The 19,423-nt window shown below is 69.3% G+C and carries 17 protein-coding genes; 7 read left to right on the forward strand and 10 right to left on the reverse strand.

The genetic code is table 11. The features are described from left to right. Positions 1-1,225 (reverse strand): thrombospondin type 3 repeat-containing protein (locus tag FL344_RS30275; RefSeq protein ID WP_141620972.1); only part of this gene is annotated, 1,225 nt, incomplete at its 3' end. A gap of 24 nt (positions 1,226-1,249) precedes the next feature. After that, positions 1,250-5,119, reverse strand: coding sequence for a kelch repeat-containing protein (locus tag FL344_RS30280; RefSeq protein ID WP_141620973.1), 3,870 nt, complete (start codon positions 5,117-5,119; stop codon positions 1,250-1,252). 303 nt (positions 5,120-5,422) lie between these two features. Between FL344_RS30280 and FL344_RS30285 the strand changes: the two genes are divergently transcribed. Together FL344_RS30285 and FL344_RS30290 are read left to right on the forward strand one after the other, a co-directional pair. Beyond that, entirely contained in the window at positions 5,423-6,079 is a 657-nt protein-coding gene (locus tag FL344_RS30285; protein ID WP_141620974.1) for a TetR/AcrR family transcriptional regulator, read from the forward strand. Between the two features lie 34 nt (positions 6,080-6,113). After that, positions 6,114-6,590: a VOC family protein gene (locus FL344_RS30290; RefSeq protein ID WP_090493502.1), complete on the forward strand. Its 477-nt coding sequence runs from the start codon at positions 6,114-6,116 to the stop codon at positions 6,588-6,590. Positions 6,591-6,657: 67 nt separating this feature from the next. On the opposite strand, the gene FL344_RS30295 is transcribed toward FL344_RS30290, so the two are convergent. Together FL344_RS30295 and FL344_RS30300 are read right to left on the reverse strand one after the other, a co-directional pair. Further along, positions 6,658-7,491 carry a spermidine synthase gene (locus tag FL344_RS30295; RefSeq protein WP_228565483.1) on the reverse strand — a complete coding sequence of 278 codons (834 nt, stop codon included), beginning with the start codon at positions 7,489-7,491 and terminating at the stop codon, positions 6,658-6,660. Between the two features lie 139 nt (positions 7,492-7,630). Then, the gene (locus FL344_RS30300) at positions 7,631-8,122 is read right to left on the reverse strand and encodes a hypothetical protein (RefSeq protein ID WP_228565484.1); all 492 of its coding nucleotides are present in this window, start codon (positions 8,120-8,122) and stop codon (positions 7,631-7,633) included. Positions 8,123-8,252: 130 nt separating this feature from the next. Between FL344_RS30300 and FL344_RS30305 the strand changes: the two genes are divergently transcribed. The 3 genes from FL344_RS30305 to FL344_RS30315 are packed head-to-tail and all read left to right on the forward strand — an operon-like array spanning position 8,253 to position 12,742. After that, on the forward strand, positions 8,253-8,618 hold the full coding sequence (locus tag FL344_RS30305) for a hypothetical protein (protein ID WP_228565485.1): 366 nt from the start codon (positions 8,253-8,255) through the stop codon (positions 8,616-8,618). Then, positions 8,615-9,577: a hypothetical protein gene (locus FL344_RS30310; protein WP_228565486.1), complete on the forward strand. Its 963-nt coding sequence runs from the start codon at positions 8,615-8,617 to the stop codon at positions 9,575-9,577. Before FL344_RS30305 ends, FL344_RS30310 begins: the two co-directional genes overlap by 4 nt. Before the next feature lie 12 nt (positions 9,578-9,589). Further along, on the forward strand, positions 9,590-12,742 hold the full coding sequence (locus FL344_RS30315) for a hypothetical protein (protein WP_141620977.1): 3,153 nt from the start codon (positions 9,590-9,592) through the stop codon (positions 12,740-12,742). 41 nt (positions 12,743-12,783) lie between these two features. On the opposite strand, the gene FL344_RS30320 is transcribed toward FL344_RS30315, so the two are convergent. After that, on the reverse strand, positions 12,784-14,388 hold the full coding sequence (locus tag FL344_RS30320) for a right-handed parallel beta-helix repeat-containing protein (protein WP_141620978.1): 1,605 nt from the start codon (positions 14,386-14,388) through the stop codon (positions 12,784-12,786). 289 nt (positions 14,389-14,677) lie between these two features. On the opposite strand from FL344_RS30320, the gene FL344_RS30325 reads away from it, so the two are divergent. Further along, positions 14,678-15,076 carry a hypothetical protein gene (locus tag FL344_RS30325; protein WP_141620979.1) on the forward strand — a complete coding sequence of 133 codons (399 nt, stop codon included), beginning with the start codon at positions 14,678-14,680 and terminating at the stop codon, positions 15,074-15,076. A gap of 38 nt (positions 15,077-15,114) precedes the next feature. Then, positions 15,115-15,360 (forward strand): hypothetical protein, encoded by a 246-nt coding sequence (locus FL344_RS30330; RefSeq protein ID WP_090493492.1) that lies wholly within the window; start codon positions 15,115-15,117, stop codon positions 15,358-15,360. 58 nt (positions 15,361-15,418) lie between these two features. Here the strand turns inward: FL344_RS30330 and FL344_RS30335 are convergent, their stop codons facing one another. The 5 genes from FL344_RS30335 to FL344_RS30355 form a co-directional block, all read right to left on the reverse strand. Then, the gene (locus tag FL344_RS30335; protein ID WP_228565487.1) at positions 15,419-15,880 is read right to left on the reverse strand and encodes a hypothetical protein; all 462 of its coding nucleotides are present in this window, start codon (positions 15,878-15,880) and stop codon (positions 15,419-15,421) included. A 26-nt stretch (positions 15,881-15,906) separates the two neighbouring features. Beyond that, positions 15,907-16,374: a hypothetical protein gene (locus FL344_RS30340; RefSeq protein ID WP_141593652.1), complete on the reverse strand. Its 468-nt coding sequence runs from the start codon at positions 16,372-16,374 to the stop codon at positions 15,907-15,909. Positions 16,375-16,379: 5 nt separating this feature from the next. Beyond that, positions 16,380-17,426 carry a hypothetical protein gene (locus FL344_RS30345; RefSeq protein WP_305021779.1) on the reverse strand — a complete coding sequence of 349 codons (1,047 nt, stop codon included), beginning with the start codon at positions 17,424-17,426 and terminating at the stop codon, positions 16,380-16,382. A 74-nt stretch (positions 17,427-17,500) separates the two neighbouring features. Continuing rightward, a complete protein-coding gene (locus FL344_RS30350) occupies positions 17,501-18,052 on the reverse strand; it encodes a response regulator transcription factor (RefSeq protein WP_090493487.1) in 552 nt (183 codons plus the stop codon). Further along, positions 18,039-19,412, reverse strand: a complete 1,374-nt coding sequence (locus tag FL344_RS30355) for an ATP-binding protein (protein WP_141620994.1) — start codon at positions 19,410-19,412, stop codon at positions 18,039-18,041. Before FL344_RS30355 ends, FL344_RS30350 begins: the two co-directional genes overlap by 14 nt. Between the last annotated feature and the right edge of the window lie 11 nt (positions 19,413-19,423).

Here is a 19,423-nt window from a genome sequence, read left to right on the forward strand (position 1 = left end):
CCTGGGGCGCGGGCTCGGGCGCGGGCGGCGGTGGCGTGGGCTCGGGAGCGGGCGGCGGTGGCGTGGGCTCCTGCTTGGGTTCGGGGCAGCCGCGGTGGGCGGCGACACCGGCCTCGTTCGGGCATGCGTCCTCGCGGTCCACGACGCCGTCGCCATCCGCGTCGGTGTCCGGGCAGCCGTCGTTCTCTGGCGGGCCGGCTTCGAGCGGGCAGCGGTCCTGCCCGTTGGGAACCGTGTCGCCGTCGTCATCCAGCGCGGGGCACTGCTCCGGCGTGTGACTCCGGCCGCTCCGGCACACGTCCTCCCGGGCGGGGGGCTGATGGGCCCAGGCGATGCCCGCGGCCGCGCGGATGGACGGCGTGCCCGGGATGTCCGTGAAGCCATGTCCGGCGATGGCGAAGGCCTCGAAGCCGCCGCCCACGGGCAGCCGTACGCCGCCCAGCAGCTCCAGCGCGACGTCCGGCTCCACCAGCGACTCCGCGGCTTGCAGCGCGATTTCGCCGCGCAGGCCCTTGCCGCGCGTGGACACGACGATGCCTTGCTCCAGCTCGGTGCCGTAGTCGCGCCCGGGCTCGTTCTCCGTGGAGCGGATGCGCACGCCCGCGCTGGCGCCGAGCACGACGGGGCCCAGCTCCCGGCTCACCGCGACCCGGGGCGCGACCTGGAGGCCCGCCCAGCCCTGTTGCCGGCCAAAGGCATCCGCGGTGCCGCCGGGCGTGCCCACGTCCAGGCCCAGGCTGAGGAAGACGGGGGCGCCGTCCTCGCGCCGCAGCAGCGCGTAGCGGGCGCCCAGCTCCGGGGTCCCGAGGCCGAAGGCATCCGGCGCGGAGATGCCGACCAGCGTGTCCGCGCCTTTTCCGCCCTGGTGGATGATGACGGGCAGCCGCGCGGACAGCTCCAGCCGGTCGGTGGGAGACCAGGCGCCCGCGAGCCAACCGGAGACGCGGTAGTCGAGGATGGAGCGCTCCTGGCCATCACTGCCCTTGAGCAGGAGGATGCCGCGCTCATACCCGGCCATGAGCATCAGCCGGTAGGCGCCCTGAGGGAGCACGTGGCCTGTGTCCACGAGCATCGAGTCCGTGGCGGCGGGGGTGAAGCGAAGCCGCTCCAGGTCGATGGGGACGAGCGCGCCCGTGGTGCTTTGTGCCAGGGCATTGGGCGCGATTGAGGAGATGAGCGCGGCCAGCGCCCAGCTCCGAGCCTGTGTACGCAAGGTGAAGTCCATTCGCGAAAGAGGGTGACGTACGGGTCAGTGCGAGGCGTGACGCGAGCGGCGACGCAGGCCGCTCCACGATGCCAGAACCACCAGGAGGGCCAGCGACGAGGCAGCGCCACCGCCAGAGGCCTGGCAGCCGCCTCCGGCGATGGAGACGACCGTTGCCTGGACGGTGACCTGGAACGTGCAGCGGGCTTCATTGCCCGCGGCATCCGTCGCGGTGACGGTGACGGTGTTGTTGCCGTGCCGGAAGGTGCTTCCCGATGCCGGCGAGGACGTGACAGAGGGCGTCGAGACGCCGTCCGTGGCCTCGGGTAGTTCGAAGGTCACCGTCGTGCCCGACGCATCATCGGAGGTCGTCCGGATGTCGGCGGGGCACGTCAGCGCGGGCGGGGTGGTGTCCCGCACGTCGACCTGGAAGGTGCATGTGACTTGCGTGCCGGATGCGTCCTCCGCGGTGGCGGTGACGGTCGTGGTCCCCAGCGGCAGCGTGCTGCCCTCCGCCGGTGAATAGGTGAGCGTGGCGGGTCCGCCCGCTCCGGGCGTCACGGTGGCGGGGGGCCAGTTGCCTGGCGCGCCGTCAGGCCCTGTTGCCTCGATGACGGTGTCCTCGGGGCAGGTGATGGCCAGGGGTTGGGTGGCCTCCACCTCGATGTCCACCGAGGGCTCGTTGCTGTCCAGGCCGCAGTCACTGACGCGGTAGGTGAAGCTGTCGGCGCCCACGTAGCCCGGGTCGGGCGTGTACCGGAGGTTCGGCGGCGTGCCGCTCAGCGTTCCATGCAGGGGCGGCGTGACGATGGTCCACGTCAACGTCTGGTCCGCGTCCGGGTCGGTCGCGGTGAGCGTGATGTCCTGCGGGACGCCGGTCATCGTGGCGATGCGCACGGCGTCCGCGATGGGCGCGGTGTTGGCGCGCACCGTCACCATGCGACCCCCCGGAATGGCGTTGGCGAAGACGGACAGGGCATACGGGCCCGGCGGCGCCTCCGCGGGCACCCGCACCGTCGCGCGCGTGGTGGACATGTCCGTGGCGGGAAGCGTCCAGAGCCGCCCTCCCTCGGCGGCGCGCAGGCGCACCAGGGGGAAGTCCGTTGGCGAGTCCAGGTAGTTGCCGCTGGACGCGCCCGAGATGCCCCGGAAGCCCTGGCCTTCGATGACGGTGGGGCAGGTCTGGTAGAGCGTCTCCGGCGCGGAGACGACCGGACGCCAGGTGGGAGGCGCGAGGACGTCCTCGTAGCGCTGGGCCGTGGTGGCGGCCGTGCCTCCCGCGAGCAGGACCTCACCCGTGGGCAAGGCAACGGCGACGGCCCCACCCCGCACGTCGGGCGCGGTGACCGGCGTCCAGGTCCGCGAGGGGGCGCCGTAGGTTTCGGCCGAGGCCACGTAGGTGTCTGGCGCGCTCAGGCCTCCGGAGACCAGGAGCGTACCGGATGGCATCAGGGTGGCGGTGTGGCGCCAGCGCGCTTGCGTCAGCGGGCTGTCCGGCGTCCAGGTGTTCGCGGTGGCCGAGTACCGCTCCGTGGTGGCGAGCGCCACGCCTCCCGCGGCGCCGCCCGCCGCCATGAGCTCTCCAGAGGACAGCAGCGTCAGCGTGAAACTCTCTCGTCCCTGGGCGAGGCCGGCGATGGGCGCCCAGGTGTTGGTGGCGGGGTCGTACACCTCCGCCGACGCGAGGGCTGCTCCACCCGCGTCACGTCCTCCCGCGATGAGCACCCGTCCATCGGGCAGCAGGGCAGCGGCGTGCGCGGTGCGCGCCCCGGTCGCGGACGCCGCGGCGGTCCACGCCTGGGTGCCCGGGTCGTACAGCTCCGCGGAGGCGAGCACGTCCGCGCCGTCCTGGCCACCGACGACGAGCACCCGTCCATCCGGCAGGCGCGTCGCGGTGTGCAGGTGTCTCGCGCGGGTGAGTGACGCCGCGGAGCTCCAGGTGTTCGTGGCCGGCGTATAGCGCTCTGCCGAGTTCAGCGTGCCGCCTGCGTTCGTGCCACCCACGACGAGCAGCTCGCCCGAGGCCAGCGTCGTCGCAGTGGCATCCGCTCGCGCGGTGGAGAGGCCCGCGGCCGCGGACCAGGTGTTCGTCGCCCGGTCATACAGCGAGGCGGACGCCAGCGCGGTGCCCGCTCCGTCACGGCCACCCGCCACGAGGACGCGGTTCGTGGGCAGCAGCGCCATCAGCGGGTCAACGCGAGGAGCGCCCAGGGTCCCCGCCGCGGCCCAGCCCTGGACGCCAGTGTCGTAGACCTCCGTGTCCGCGTAGAACGTGAGTGACGGATTGGAGTGGAAGCCTCCGGCGGTGAGCACCTTGCCGGAGGGGAGCAGGGTCGTCGTGCTGTTCTCCCGGCCAATCGCCATGGAGCCCGCGAGGGTCCACGTGCCGGTGGCGGGGTCGTAGAGTTCGGATGCCGGCTGGGCATCTCGCGCGGCGTTGGAGCCGCCCACGACGAGCACCCGGCCGTCGGGCAGCAGCGTTGCGGTATGGCCGTTGCGCGGGAAGTTCAGGGCGCCCGTGGCCGTCCACGTGTTGGCCGCCGGGTCGTAGAGCTCCGCATGCGTGGTGGCACCGCTCGCGGTGACTCCACCCGCGAGCAGCACGCGGCCATCGGGGAGCAGGGTGGCGGTGGCGTAGTGCCTTGGGACCAGGGGCGGCGCGGCGGCGGTCCATGTTCCCGCCGCCGGGGTGTAGAGGTCGGCGCCCGGGACTTGGTTGTCATCGTTGTTGAAGCCGCTCACCGCGAGCACCCGGCCGTCGGGCAGCAGCGTGGCGGTGTGCGAGCGCCGGACCCTCTGGAGGCTGCCGGTGGGGAGGAACGTGTTGCTCGCGGGGTCGTACAGTTCGGCGGTCGCGAGGTTGCTGCCGCCCGCGATGAGGAATTGACCGGAGTCGAGCCGCGTGAGGGTGGCCAGGGGGCGGGGCGCGGCCATGGGGCCCGTGGCCGACCAGGTGTCCGTCGCGGGGTCGTAGATGCGCCCCGTCGTGGAGCCGTCCGTCAGCACGAGCGCACGCCCGTCGGAGAGGCGCGCGGAAATGGTGACGTTGCCTGAAATCCCGGCGGCGGCCGCCGCGCTCCAGGTGTCGGTGTCGGGGTCGTAGCGTTCGGACGAAGCCACGAAGCCCAGGTTGTTGACGCCACCGACGACCAGCAACTGGCCGGTGCCGAGCAGGAGGCCCGCGTGCTGAGCGCGGGCTGTCGCCATGGTGGCGGTGGAGGACCAGCCAGGGTCGACGACGAGCGGCGCGGTGAGCCCGGCGAGCGAGACCTCGGTCGTGATGCGGACCTGCGCGCCGTCCACGTCGAACACCTGGGTGCGCGGATTCATGCGCCCACCCGCGAGCCGCGTGCTGCCCGCGCGCGAGTGGCCGTTGGCGTCTCGCACCACGGCGGGATGGAAGCGGAGCACGGGGCGCGCGCTTTCATCCAGGAACTGGAGGTAGTCGCCCGTGTCCTGGATGCGCCGGACGGAGGCCGGCAACGTGACGGTGTACTCGGCGCGGTGCGACGGCTTGTCGCCGCGTGCCTCCGGTACCGCGTCCAGGATCCACGCCTCCTCGACCCGCGAGGTGCGCCAGCCCTGTTCGGTGACCTGCGTGCTTCCCGCGGGCCACCAGAGGTGCCGCTCGCCCTGGAACGCGGCGAAGCGCTCGCGGTGGAGCGTGCCCGGGGGGGAGGCCGCCGGCTGGACCTGGAAGGTCAGTCCGCGCGTGGTCAGCGTCAGCCCTCCGTCATTCCTGAGCTGCGCATCGAGCAGCCGGGCCGAGGGCGCCGAAGGGGCCGGACCCGTTTCAAGGTCGGGGAAGTAGGCCCGCGCCAGCGCCAGGGCCGTGGTGGCGGAAGGGGCCTGCTTCCACTGGGACAGGGCCTGGCCTCGTGCGGCGGCCAGCGCGTCGTCACTCGGAGGCGTCAATCCCTCCTTCCCGCATGACAGGAGGATGACACTCCCCATGAGTATCAGGCGCCTGCTCCAGACCGCGCGATGTGACTGCATCGAGGAACTCCGGTTTGAAAGGAGCGGCGGGACGGCGCGAGCCGTGAACCCGACGCTGTGAGTCATTTTCAACGGCTTATCCGCTGCGGGGGCGGATGGGCAATGTCGACCGTGTCTCCGTTGTGCGTTCTGGGCGTCTCCTGGCTCACGGCGCTGGAAGCTTCCGTTCCCCCTGTCGCTTGACGGGGTGGGTGTGGATTCAATACATACCAACCAGTCTGTATGAACCAGATGCCCACCCGACGAAGGCGTGACGCCCCCGAGACGCGGCGTCAGCTCATCGCGGCCGCGACACACCTGATGATGCGTCGGGGATTTTCTGCGACGACGGTGGACCAGATTTGCGCCGAGGCCGGGCTGACCAAGGGCAGCTTCTTCCACCATTTCGAGTCGAAGGAGGCGATTGGCCTCGCCGCGATGGCCGCCTTCGCGGAGATGGGCATGGGGCTGTACGCCGAGGTCTGGGACGGGCCCGGCGTGGACCCGCTGGAGAAACTGCACCGGCTGCTGGACGTCATGAGCGACCTGGCACGCCAGCACGGCGGGATGCTCACCTGCATGGTGGGCATGTTGTCCCAGGAGCTGGCGCTGTCCAGCGCCACCGTGCGTCAGGCGGGTGAAGGCCACATGGAGGCCTGGGTCGGCGCGGTGGCGGGGCTGCTCACGGAGGCGAAGCGGCTGCATCCGCCGCGCGTGGGCTTCGACCCCGACGCCGTGGCTTGGATGCTCTACAGCACGTGGCAGGGCTCGATGCTGGTGGGCAAGACGCGGCAGCGGCCCGAAATGGTCATCGAGAACCTGCGCCAGATGCGCACGTATCTGGATGGGCTCTTCGCGTCGCCAGTGAAATCAAAGTCCAAGCAATCCAAGCGCGCCTGACGCCGGGCGCATCCTGAACAGAGGAGACCGCACCATGCAGAAGATCACACCCTTCCTGTGGTTCGACGGCAACGCGGAAGAAGCCATGAAGTTCTACGTGTCCGTCTTCAAGAAGGACGCGAAGATTCTCAGCCTCAACCGCGCCGGGGACTCGGACACCGCGCCGGTCGTCTCTGGCACGTTCCAGCTTCATGGACAGCAGTTCATGGCGCTGAACGGCGGGCCTCACTACAAGTTCACCGAGGCCATCTCCCTGTTCGTGGACTGTCAGACGCAGGAAGAGGTGGATGAGCTGTGGTCGAAGCTCCTGGAGGGCGGAGGCCAGACGCAGCAGTGTGGCTGGCTCAAGGACCGCTTCGGCCTGTCCTGGCAAATCGTCCCGTCCGTGCTGGGGAAGATGCTGAATGACAAGGACCCGGAGAAGGCGCGCCGGGTGATGGAAGCCATGCTGGGCATGGTGAAGCTCGACATCCAGGGCTTGCAGCGCGCGTACGACGGTGCGGACCAGTAGGTCGCCCGACGGCACGGTGGTGCCGCCCCCTGTCGGTACGGGACAGGGGGCCGCTTCCAACTCGACGTCAGTCGGCACCTGCGCGTGAGCCGTGGCTCTTCGCAGGGCCGCGGCCGCCGCTCACGCGGCGGGCCACCCGTGCGCGGAGGTTGAAGGGCACGCCCCATTCGCGCGCGAGCCGCCCGGCGCGTGCCAGCAATTTCGCACGGAGGAGCCTGCGCGCATGGGGCAGTCCCACGAGGATGCGGTTGTCCGACGCCTGCACGTCGAAGGCATAGAGCTGCGGGAAGCTGGCCCGCCACAGCGGGTCCATCAGCGAGCCGGGCCGGCCTGACTTCCGGAGCACGTTGCCCACCACCACCCCGTCCGGCGTCAGCCTCGCCTGCGTGGCCCGCAGGAACTCCTGCGTCGCCAGCGCCGGCGGGATGCTTCGCGTGCCGTAGGCATCCAGGATGATGACGTCATACGGCGCCCCGGGTGATTCGATGAAACGCCGTCCGTCCGTGAGATGGGCGTGCAGGGCCTCGTCCTCGTGGAAGTCGAAGTAGCGCCGGGCCATGTCCAGCACCTGGGGCTGGATTTCCACCGCGTCGATGTGCGCGTGCGGGAGCACCGCGCGGAGGAAGGTGGGAATGGTGCCACCTCCCAGTCCCACGACGAGCAGGCGCGAGGGCTCGGGCACGAAGGCCAGCGTCGCCGCCACCGCTCGCGTGTAGTCCAGCTCCAGGCGCAGAGGAAAGCCCGGCCACATCGCGCTCTGGAAGGCGCCAATCCACCCGAACTGGAGGTAGCGGCGGCCCTCGTCGTCCTCACTGACGATGATGGGACCACTGGCGGACTTCGCGACATGCAGAATCGTGCGGGGAAACTCGAAGGCGCGGGAGACACGCGCCAGGGCCACGACGCTTCGGTGGCGCTGCCTCGCGCGTGAAGGCTCCTTCGTCTGCCACCGGGCGGAACTGGCGAGTGCCGTCCTCCAAGGCCTCGGGCCCCACGCTTGTCCTGCCTGACGCATCCACCTCACGCCCCGAGCATACGGGCTACTCGGCGCAGGGGAAGGATGTGTCGAGCGTCTTGCTGGCCTTGAGTCCACCGCCCGTCAGCGTGGCCGTCACCTTGACCTTGGAGGCGCAGTGGTACGGGAGGATGAAGGGCACCTGCGTGACGCCATTCTCCGTGAGCACCGCCAGGTCGCGCGTCTGAGTCACCTTCCAGGCAGGCCGGTCACCCGTCGCTTCGGAGGACTCCTTGGGCGCGCTGACCAGCAGCTTCAGCTTCAGCGGCGCGTCACCCTCATGGGGCCCTTGGACTTTCACGACGATGAAGGCGTCCACGTTCATTCCGTACGGGTCGGAAGCCGCATCCAACGCGACGACGGCGCCCTGCTGCCGGTCGTAGACCTGGGCCTGGATGTCGCTGATGGTCACATTCGGTGCGGCGGCCTTCGGTGCGGCGGAGACGCTGCCCGCGGGGCCCGCCAGGAACAGGACCAGGCCCATGGAGAGCGAGCGCAGGTGGAATCGGGTTGTCATGGCCGCGCACTGTAGTCCCGGCGCGAAGCCCTCCAGCAAGGCAGGCTGGAAGTGGCATTCCAAGAGCATTGATTTTGCTTCGATTGCTTCTATTCCTGGTCTGAGGCTGTTGATAGCCTCCGTGCCCGCCATGCTGAGAATCCGTCCGGAGCAGATGGCTTTCATGAACGCGCAAGGGCGCGAGCGCTTCATCGCGGAGACGCTCCAAAGCCTGCCCTCGGTATTTCCGGGAGACGTGCGGCTCCAGGATGCGAGGGCCCTGCGCGGCGCGGTGGAGGATGGCATCGCCCATGCCGAGCGTCACGGCATCACGGACGCCCGTGAGGTGACTTTGTACGTCTTCTTGTTCATCGAATTCGGGCCCGGGTTCGAGAAGGCGCCAGCCACCCGCTGGATGGGAGACCTGCTCACGGACGCTCAGCGGCCGGCTGCCGAGAAGCTCAATCTCATCTATGCGCGCTTGGAGCTGGCTCAGGCGCGCCAGGGGAAAGGATGAATCTCGACGCCGCCCTGAAGGCCGCGGAGAAGACCGCGTCGACCGTCGTGGGGACTTCGACCCTTCCCTGCGCCCAGCACCGGACGGGGCTGTTGGTGCTCGTCTATCGGACAGACACCCAGGAGATGCTGGGGCAGGTCCAGGTGTCGCTGTCGGGACGTGCCATCCGGCTCATTCCCCCCGTGCACGACCCGCACCGCAACAAGGCCATGCAGCCCAAGGGCCGCGTCCTGCGCTACGCCGTGAATGACATGACGGTCGCGACGCAAGGCGATGGCGCGGCTCGGTTCCTGCCCTTGGATGCGGGGACCTACACCGTCACGGTGGATGGCCTTTCGGCGGTGGACGACCTGCTCCTGAATCCAGGGGCCCGGGAGCAGCCGGTCATCTTGAACACCTGTCCGGTGTGCCTGGTCCCAGTCGAAGTGGGGGCGCGCCCCGAGTTCCTGCTGCGATGGAAGCACGATGCCGCGGGTGTCAGCGGCGTGGAACTCACGCTGGGGGATGCCCATCCCCTGGCTCAGGCCACGGGGACCTCGGGCCTGGCGGGATGGAGCGGGGAACCGCTGGTGCCCGGGCCCTATTCGCTCGCCCTGCGCTTCGCGGGAGGCGGCAAGTTCCAGCTCTATTCCGCCACGGGCCAGTTGCTGGACGCCGCACCTGTGCTGGACATCCCCGCGGGCCGGTCTCAATTCCACTTCCAGGTCCAGCAACTGGGACAGCTCAAGCTCGCGGTCCAGCTCCAGCGGCCCGACGGGACGATGGCGCCCATTGACCGGCCGCACGTCACCGTCCAATGGCCGCCGAGTGCCTCGCCAAAGCAGTGGGTGCTCGACCAGGGCGTCAGCGAGGACATTCCCCTGGTGAATGGACCTCAGACGGCGTTGACGCTCGACGCACTCGAACTCGAGGACGACGGCGCCCCCGAGGTCTTCGAGTTCATGGCCTTGAACCCGTAACGGAGGGCGTCCATGCCTCCTGTCTTCGCCCGCCGGTCGGATTCCAACAAGATTGATGTGACGCACCGGCAGACACTGGGTGAGTTGCTCGACACGAACGGTCTCACCGGCCGGTTGAACGACGTGGCCCTCTACAACTGGGGCACCCTCGTCCCGGCGGAAATCAACCGCGCGCTGATCGAACTCGTGGGTTGCGCCAGGCCGGAGACGGACCCGCTCGCGTCGCTGCTCGACCCCGCGCTGGGACCGAAGCCCTTCATTCACAAACCCGAGCCGTGGAAGCCCGCCGCGCCGCTCGCCCTGGACACGTCGCACACCGTGCAGGTGCGGCGACGGTTTCCTGCTCCGGCGGTGTCCATCCGCAAGCTCACCCGGTGGTTCCTGCCTTCCTCCGGCACCTGCGAAGCGGAGTACGTGCTGGAAGGTGTCGCCTCCAGTGCCGACAAGGTGGACTTCGAGGTCCACGCCCATGGGTATCACTCGCTTTCGCCTCAGGGCGGGCAGGTGGCCTGCGACACGGATGCGGCGGAGGGGGGCTCCACGCACTTGTTTCGCCGGCGCAAATGCTACGAGGTCGCTGACAGGCGGCCGCCCGCCGTGGCCCAGAAGCTCCCGGACTGGAAAGGGGAGAGCGAGGCCACGCAGGGCGTGCTGAAGCGGGAGGGCACAGGCACCTTCATCCACCACGGCTGCGCGCCCTATGACGTGCTGGTGCGGTACTACAAGGATGACCGGGACAACGCGGCGAAAATCCTCCTGACGCCGTTCGCTCCACGCTGGAAGCCGGTCAAGGGCGCGGACCCGGAGCTCGACGAGGACACGCTGAATGTCTCGTGGGAGCTGCAAGGCGACCACGGCAAGCTCAAGCGGGGGCAACTCGTCGTCTGGGACAAGGACGACAACGTGGTGTTCTTCGCGCCCCTGGACGAGCAGCAGCTCCGGACCCGGAAGCGCTACGAGTTCCTGAAGGATGCGCGGAAGACGTGGGACAAGGCCGCGATTCGCCGCGACCAGTTGCCCTACCGGGTGCAGCTCCAGGCGCACAGTGACGAAGACGAACCGCTGGGCCTCGCGCTGGCCGTGATGCCCACCCAGGTCCGTGCCTTCGACTATGCACAGGTGCAGTTCATTGCCTTCAACGTCAAGCCGGGGACGAAACCTCGCGTGCCTGGCCCCGGAATCGACTACCTGGGCGACGCGGACCCGGACGTCGACATCCAGACGCGCTGCGATGTGATGAAGGATGCCATTCGGCTCGCGGCGGCGGATGGCCACATACGTCCCGAGGAGAACGTCCTCAAGTTGTTCATGGCGCCGGAGTTCTACTTCCGAGGAAAGGACGGTGGATATCCGGTCGAGAAGCTCTGGGACGTCACGCGGCAGCTCCGGCAGGAGACGGACAAGCCGGAGTATGCAGACTGGCTCTTCGTGTTTGGCAGCGCCATCGGCTATCTCCCGCACGAGGAGTTGGATGCGGTGACGGGGGCGCCCACCGGGACGCCGCTCACGCATGGCGGGGAGGGGCAGGTCCACGCGGTCCTCCTCGAGACCAATACGTCCGGCGTGGATGACGTCCTCAAGGTCACGCTTTCGCGCCCTCCCGACACGACCTGGAAGGTGCGTGGGATTGGGACGAACCCCGCACTCAAGGGCGTCGCGACGACGCTCACGCCCGGCGAGTACCAGCTCACCGTGGACGGCAAGAGCGGCCTTGCTCCAGGCCCTATCGTCTTGTCCGAACCCGTGGCTTGGATTGACACCGTTGACCAGACGGGGGCCTGCACGGAGGTCGTGGTCAACTCCAGGGTGTGCTCTCGCATCTTCATTCCGTCATCGGGCGCCGCGCCTGCTGCGCCGTGGAAGCTGCGCACGGGGTCTGAAGAGGACGACATCAAGGGGTGTGTGCCGCTGGGGGCGGGCCGGTACCGCCTCACGCTGGCGAACAAGAAGGTGGGCTTCGCCAGCGGGTCGGCGGAGCTCGTCGAGCCCAGGTCGACGGAAGTCTTCAACGTCGTCATGGTCCAGAAGGGCTGGCCAGCCCCCCTGCTCAGCCAGGGGTTGAAAGGGGCCGCCGTCTACAAGGAGTACGTCTCCGCCATCGATTTCGTGGGACCCAACTCCCACAATGCCAATGCCTGGTTCGACGCGACGGGCTTGGGCCGGCGTATCGAGATTCATGGCGCCACGGACAGGCTGGCGCTTCCCACGGAAGGCTCCACGGACGTACCGGCGGCGAGCCCCAACCGGCTGGGGCCGGGAGCCACCTGGTTGAACCGGCCGAACCGCGTCGGGTCGGAAATCAACCTGTCGGGCGACGGAGGCGGCTCAGTGGTCACGGTGGATGGTGTCACCCTGGGCCTGGAAGTCTGCCTGGACCACGCCATGAACCGCCTGGACCTTTTCTATCACGGGGGGATCAGCCCCGTTCCCCCCTTCGGGCCGCAGGCCCCTGGCGCCGTGGCTGGCGACCCTCGGGTGCAGGTCCAGCTCATCCCGTCGTTCGGCATGTCCATTGGCCGTGGGAAGCTGTGCACCAGGATTGGGGGCCCGCGGCCCGGCCTGGTGTTCAACGTCGATGGTCAGCGGTGCGCATCCGTGGCACGCGTGACGGATGACGCTTACTCCTGCGATGACCATCCGGCCATGCACGCGACCGCGCCGGGCTCTTGCACTCATGACAAGGAACTGCGGTGGTGCGCCGGCTGTAACAAGACGCGGAGCGCGCCCGGGGACTGCCCGACTCACGGTCCGACCGAGGCGCGGCATCTGTGCGGCTACGCCTGGCAAAGGTGGCAGTGTGGGGAGGTTGGCTGTACCAATACCATGCCCTGCCTCGCACATCCCTATCCCCCAGCGCCTGCTCCGATTGGCTTCAACTGGTGTCTGAAATGTAGCAAGGAATTCCCCGTGGGCCCGCCTTGCCCCACCTGCGGTGGCTCGCCCGCGCCATGTCCTGAGTCGTACAGGGTGGGGACGACCTGCTCCAAGCACGCTCCCGCGATCGCTCAGCGATGCAATGCGCCGCTGGTCTCCATGGGGCAGTCCATCGCCACGGTGAGTGGTCCCACCCAGGTGAATTCCAGCCACGACCCGGCCTTCTTCGACGAAGGGGGACACGTGCTCGTCTATTCCGCGCAAGTCCTTCCGCGTCCCGACATCTTTTGAGGCCGTGGTGGGAGCCTCGAACGTCGAGGCTCCCGAAGGACCTACTGGCCTCGCGCCGGGTTTCTCCTCCGGCGTCCCAGGATGCCGAGAATCGCGAACGCCAGTGGGCCCGCGAAGCTGGCTCCAGCGGCCGCGCAGCCACCCGAACTTTCGGGGTCGTCCGGCTGCGGCGTCGTGCCCGCATCCGCGGGTGTGTCCGTGCCCGCGTCCGTGGGCGTGCCTGTTCCCGCGTCGGGCTCGGTGCCCGTGCCTGCGTCCGGTGTCTCGGTCCCTGGCTCGGAGGCATCCCCATACGCGCCGATGTGGGCCGGGCTCACCTGGGCGCGCGGCTCACCCGCGGTGTGTTTCACATACTGCCAGGTGACGGGCTCGCTGCTGGTTTCGGCGGGGAGTGCCACCGCCTGACTTCTCAGGGCGGAGGCAGCGGTCAGGCGGAAGTCCTGGCCGGCGAGGTTGATGAACCCGGGGTCGGTTCCGGTGAGATTCCCTCCCGCATCCACCACGGCGCCCGTGAGCGTGCCGAAGGTGCTCACGTAGCCGGGCTTGTACCAGTTGCCGCCATGTCGGAGCGTGCCCGCCTCGTCCGTGAGGGACAGCGTGTTGCCATTGGCCGCGGCCACCAGCACCACGTTGTTCGTCACATGCGCCGTCTGGTTCTGGTGCGACAGCCGCAACAGCGTGGTCCGGTCCGTGCGGCTGGACACCACGGTGTTGTGGAAGAAGTAGAGCGTGCCCCGGTAGTTGGCCGTGTTGCCGGAGTCGCCACCGAAGTGGACGATTTGCCGGTTGCCCGCGCCCTCGGTCTCCAGCAGGACGTTGCCGTAGACGAAGGTGCGCGCATACGACGGCGCCGCGCGCAGCGTGCCGCTGGACGAGTCCACCAGGTCGAGCTGCCGGTTACCTCCCTCAATCCAGTTGTACCGGATGAGACTGCCCGCCGAGCGGTCCTTCAGGTTGTTGCCCAGACAGCCGCTGCAGAGCGGACCGAAGCGGTTGAATTGGTAGGTGATGCCCAGCGCTTCGGTGTACGCGTTGTGCTCGAGGATGCTGCCGGTGTTGCCGTTGCCCAGGATGTGGCTGTGCTCGACGGTGACATTCGACGCCTGGTTGGCGATGAACAGGCCGTTGCCGCTGTCTTCGAGCACGCAGCCCCGGATGGTGATGTGTTCGCCCTTCTCGATGAAGATGGCGGCGGCGTTGTCCAGGTAGGTGGACGCGCCATTGCGGCCGGTGAAGGCGCCGCGTGCCCGGCGCAGGTGGAGGTTTTCCACCACCAGGTGCGCGGGCATCGTGTCCGCGGGCCGGTTGGAGCCACCAATCTTCAGGATGCCGCGCTCCTCACCCCAATAGTTGAGCTGCGAGCGCGTGGTGGCGTTCTCGCCGACGATGACGGGCAGGTTGCCCTGCGCGTCCTTCACGCCGCGCACGGTGATGGGCGCGGCGGCAGTGCCTCTGCGGCCCAGGACCCACTTCTCCGCGTAGGGTGTGGGCCGTGCGTGGACGAAGACGGTGTCTCCGGGCTCGAGTGACTCCCAGGGCACGTCACCCAGGCGGGTGTACTGTTGGTCGGGGCCTACGCGGTACTCCGCGGCCTGGACGGCCAGCGGCTGGAGCAGGACGAGAAGGACGGCTCGCGAGAGGTTCATGTCTCGCAGTCTGACGGCTTCGTCCGGTCCAGGTCCACGAGGGCTGACGCTCCTCAAGGACTCGGGTGAAGTGCACCGGGAAGTTTGTAGGCGGAGCGCTCGCTAGGCTCAGGCAGGCGGGGGGCGCTGAGTCGCGAGGGCTGGCCCGCGTAGGGGGCAACCGCGTGCTGCAACGGTAGCGGCGCCCCGTCGGGCCCTGGCAGGGTTCCCCACGGGGTGCGCCCACCTGGTCTGCGAGCGGTGCTAAGTCGGAAGCGACTACAGCGCGTGTCCCATCTGTCACCGTCGCTTGTCTCCGTCCGAGCCGTTCCTCAAGTCCACGGCGCTCGAGGCCGCCGAGCGCGTGTATGCACTGGCCGCCAACCGGCTGACGCGGCTGTCCTTGGGGACCGACCCGGATGCCGCGGGGAGGGAGGTCATGCGGCGCCTGGTGTCCCGGTCCACGGTGCTGCGCCCCTCCGAGGTGATGTTGCTGAAGATGCTCGTCTCCGCCACGCAGGTTCGCCCGTGCCACCACGGCGGCCAGCCACCTGAGCGAGAGCCCGGTGCCGACCCGGCTGAAGCGCGCCGCCCGGCAGTCGCCGCCTGGGCGGTGGAGGAGGGCGCCCTGGCGCACCACGTGCGGGGTTTCTACCTCCGAGACATTGCTCCAGGCGCACTTTCACAGGAGGGACGGAAAGTGCGATAATCGTGAAGGCAACCAACGCCTTCAGGGGAGCGACTGACATGCCTTTGTATTACGTGCAGAACTTCACTTACGACGGTCCTGGCAGCTCGAAGATGTATGGCGCCATGGGTGCCCACAATCACGACCAGGCCAATCAGTTCACCAAGGACTGTGTCGCCTACCTGAAGAGCATTGGCTGTACGAACGTGCAGGAGACGGGCAGCTTCGCGAGCAATCAGGCCGAGCCGCTCAAGGGCAAGGAGATGCGCTGGGACGTGCTTCAAGACAAATGGGTGAAAGCCTAGCGGTGCCCGCGGGCGTGCCTCTCCTCACGGGCCGAGGCACGTCGCTGCGCGTGGTGGCTCAGGGCGAATCCACGGCGTGCGTCAGGGGACGGCCGCCCTTGGGCGCGGCGAACCGGGCCTCGTCGCGCGAGAAGCGGTATTTCTTCATGGCCGAGAAGTCCCCCTTCATCCGAGGGAATTCGAGGTCCATGACGACCCGTCCTTCCTTCACGAAGACGAGCAGACATTCCGATTCATAGATGTCTCTCGCGCCGGACCAGTCGTTGCCGAGCGATTGGCGGACTTCCTCCGCGACCACGTAGGGCGTGAAGACGTGGAGGGTGTCCCAGTCGAAGTCCGTCAGCTCCGACAGGTGGAAGGCCTCTCCTGTCTTCGAGGCGGAGCGCACGCGCTGCTCCAGCTTCGTGGCGAGCGCCGCGCGCTCCTTGCCCCTGCCACAGCCGCTCATCGCCACGCTGCAAGCGAGCCAAAGCGTCACCGCAATCACTGACGTGCCTGCCCAGTTTCTGTGTCCGCGCATGCGCGGCACTCTAACGGTTTGTCTGGCTAGAAGCCCCGGAGCAGGGGCCGTCCGTGGGACAAGCCGGGCCAGGGAATCGCCAGTGCGACGAACAGCATGGCCAGCAGGAGCCCCACCGCCCAGGTGCGGTGCTTGGATGGAGCGGGCGCCTCCCGCCGCGTCATCGCGGAGGTGGCGTGCGCGGCCGTGAGGGCCAGGAGCATCAGCAGCGGGTGCTCCAGGCTGAAGAAGCGCAGGTGGCCGATGGACATGCTCATCCGCAGCGCGTCCAGGCTCCGGGGCGTGACGGGGCTGAGCGAGAAGTAGAGCGTCATCCCCAGCAGCATCTGGGTATCGAAGGCGGAGACGAAGAAGACCTGGAGCCGCCGGTCGCCGGGCGTCCAGTCACGGGCTCGCGCCCAGCCCATCAGTGCCCTCACGAGTGCGAGCACTCCCAGCACCACCACCGCCCAGCGCAGCCAGGAGTGGAGGAGCAACACCAGCGAGTAGAGCACGGCGCCTACCCCCCCTTCTTCACGGGCATCGCTTCAATCCAGCGCTGGATGAGCGCCCGGCCCTGTTCATCCACCACGCGGGTGCCCAGGGGGGGCATTTGCATGAAGTCCCCGCGCTGCCCCATCCGGTAGAGCAGCGAGCTGTGCTTGACGTCACCCGGCGCGACGCGCTGCGAGGTCTTCCCGAAGAAGCCCGACGTCTGCATGAGCGCCTTCACATTCACGGACGTGCGCCAGGTGTCCGTCTCCTGCACGGAGCCGAGCTCGCCCGCTTCCAGGCGCAGGTGCAGGCCGGAGCTGTTGCCCAGCGCCATGCGGTTGGCGCTGTGGCATGACACGCCGCAGTTCATGTGCAGGTAGCCCAGGGCGGCCTGTTCCACCGGCGTGCCAGGAATGCGGGGCACCTGGGCGGGCGGGTGACTCAGGCGTCCCTCCTCCACCAGCTTCGCCAGCGTGAGGCCCCGCGCGCCGTCGTGGGCCAGCGCGACGGCCTCGAAGCCGAGCACCTCGTCGCCACGCCCTCGGTGGCAGGACTGGCAGTCCTGCTGGCTGGGGATTTCGTAGCCCTCCGTGCCGGGCACGTCCTTCTCGCCGCTGGTCAACTCGAGCGCCGTCTTCCCGTCGTCGCTCCAGCGGTAGGTGGTCCGCAGCCAGCTCCCGTCCGGGCGCTTCCAGAGGAAGCGCGTCTCGATGGGCCGCCCCTTCCAACTGAACTCCTTCCAGAGCTTCGTGCCCACGGGGAAGCGCCACTCGTCGCTCTTGGACGTGTCCACCTTCGTGCCGGGCGGCAGGTAGATGAAGCGCGTCTTGTCCAGGCCGTCGCTCCAGAGCTGGAGGCCGGGCTCGTAGGGGCGCACCTCGGGGGGAATCGCCCGGGTCGCCCACCCGGCGCCGCCTTCGCCGTAGAGTCCCGTGCAGGCCAGGTGCTGGAGCGTCTGGCACTGGATGCTGCCGTTGGCTTCCTTCACGCCCTCCTCGGTGGGCGTCTTGGTGCAGCCTCCGGCGGACACCATGAGGGTGAGCAGCAGCGCACTCGCGCGTGGTGGGGACATCGGGCCTCCTGACACCTTCCACCCTACCGGCTCGGGCGCCGCGTTTCGTGCGTCTTGCTGACGCACCCCGGGGCTCACTTGGGAACGGGGTACTTGGACAGCTTGCGTTGCAGGCTCCGCCGCTGGATGCGCAGCAACCGGGCGGCCTGGGAGATGTTGCCCCCACAGTCGGCGAGCACGCGCTGGATGTGCTCCCACTCCGCGCGCGCCAGGGAGGGCACCTCGTGGGTGAGCGCGGCCTCCTGCCCGGAGGGGAGGGTGGCGCCGGCGAAGGCCAGCAGGATGTCGTCCACGTCCGCGGGCTTGGCCAGGTAGTGCGTGGCGCCTCGCCGGACGGCCTCCACCGCCGTGGCGATGCTGCCGTAGCCCGTCAGCACCACGACGGTGGTGCTCGCGTCCAGGGCCTTCAGCTCGCGCACCAACTCCAGGCCGGAGCCGTCGGGCAGGCGCAGGTCGACGACGGCGTAACCCGGACGCAACGTCCGCGCGGCCTCGAGCGCCGCTTGCGCGCTGGCCGCGCCGTGAGCCTGGAAGCCGTGCCGCACGAAGGCGCGCACCAGCCGCTCTCGGAATCGCTCGTCGTCGTCGGTGACGAGCACCGTGGCGGGGGCTTCACCTGGTGGCATCGGACGACTCCTTCCTCAAGGGCAGCTCCAGCGTCACGCGCGTTCCCTGTCCCTCCTCGGAGCTGAGCTCCAGGCGGCCTCCACACAGCTCGGCGTACGTCTGGGTGAGGAACAGGCCCAGTCCCATGCCCTGTCCCGCGGGCTTGGTGGTGAAGAAGGGCTCGCCCAGCCGGGGCAGCAGCGCGCGCGGGATTCCGGTGCCGTGGTCCTCCACGATGAAGCGCAGGCGGTCCTCCTCGCGGTGCGCGGACACCACGACGTTCGCTCCGGTGGCCTCGCTGGCATGCAGCCCGTTGCGCACCAGGTTCGTCAGGACCTGCACCAGTCCTCGCACGGGGCACCAGAAGGGCACGTCCGGGCCGGGCTCGAGTTGGAGGCGCGCCTGGTCGGCGGTGCCCAGTTGTTCCCGGAGGCGGGCGAGCACGTCGCTCGGCGTCGTCCGTTCGGGGACCTCGCCCATCGTCTGTCCAGCGCGGGCGCTCATGCGCTCCAGGATGTCCCGGCAGCGCTCCACCTCGTCCCGAATGAGGCGGGCGTCCTCCAGCGCTTCCTGGGGCGCCTCCAGGATGAGCGCGTCCAGTTCGTTGGCCGCGATGGCGATGGTGCCCAGCGGCGTGCCCAGCTCGTGCGCCGCGCCGGCCGCCAGCGTGGACAGCGACGCCAGCTTCTCCGCGCGCGCCGCCAGTCGCTGCGTGCGCGCCAGCGCGGCATGCCGGTCTCTCAGCGCGGCGGCCACGCGGGCGACGACGAAGCCGATGATGAGCGCCGTCAGCGTGAAGGCGACCCACATGCCCACGACGTGGAGCGACTCCAGGCCGTGGCTGCCCGGCGGGTTCACTGTGTCGGGCAGTGGGACGTGGCAGGCGAAGAGGCTGGTCGAGCCCAGCACCGACAGTATCGCGATGAGCGCCGTCCAGCGGGGGCCCAGCACGATGGCCGCCAGCGTCACGTGGACGAGATACAGCATGGCGAACGGGTTGGCCGGGCCACCGGACAGCGCGAGCAGCCCCGTCAGCAACGCGGTGTCGAACGCGAGCACGGCGCCCAGCAGGCCGGGACGGACCTCGGGCTCGCGGCGGAGCCAGAGCGCGAGGAGCAGGTTGGACACCGCCGTCGTGGCCACCAGGGCCAGCAGGGGCGCCACGGGCAGCGCCAGCTCCAGCACTCGGACGGCGACGCCCACCGTCAGCGCTTGTCCGGCGACGGCGTGCCAGCGCAGGCGGACCAGCCACCCGAGCGCGATGTCGCTGGAGGACAGCCGCGCCGCCATGTCCCCGGTGGAGCGTCGGAAGGCGGAGCGCGGGGGCGAGGACAGGACGTCAGGCGACGGCGCCTCGGGGTGAGTCGGCGCGGTGGACACCCGCACGTCAT

Source organism: Myxococcus sp. AB036A, from assembly GCF_006547355.1.
In the GTDB taxonomy this organism is placed as follows: domain Bacteria; phylum Myxococcota; class Myxococcia; order Myxococcales; family Myxococcaceae; genus Myxococcus; species Myxococcus virescens.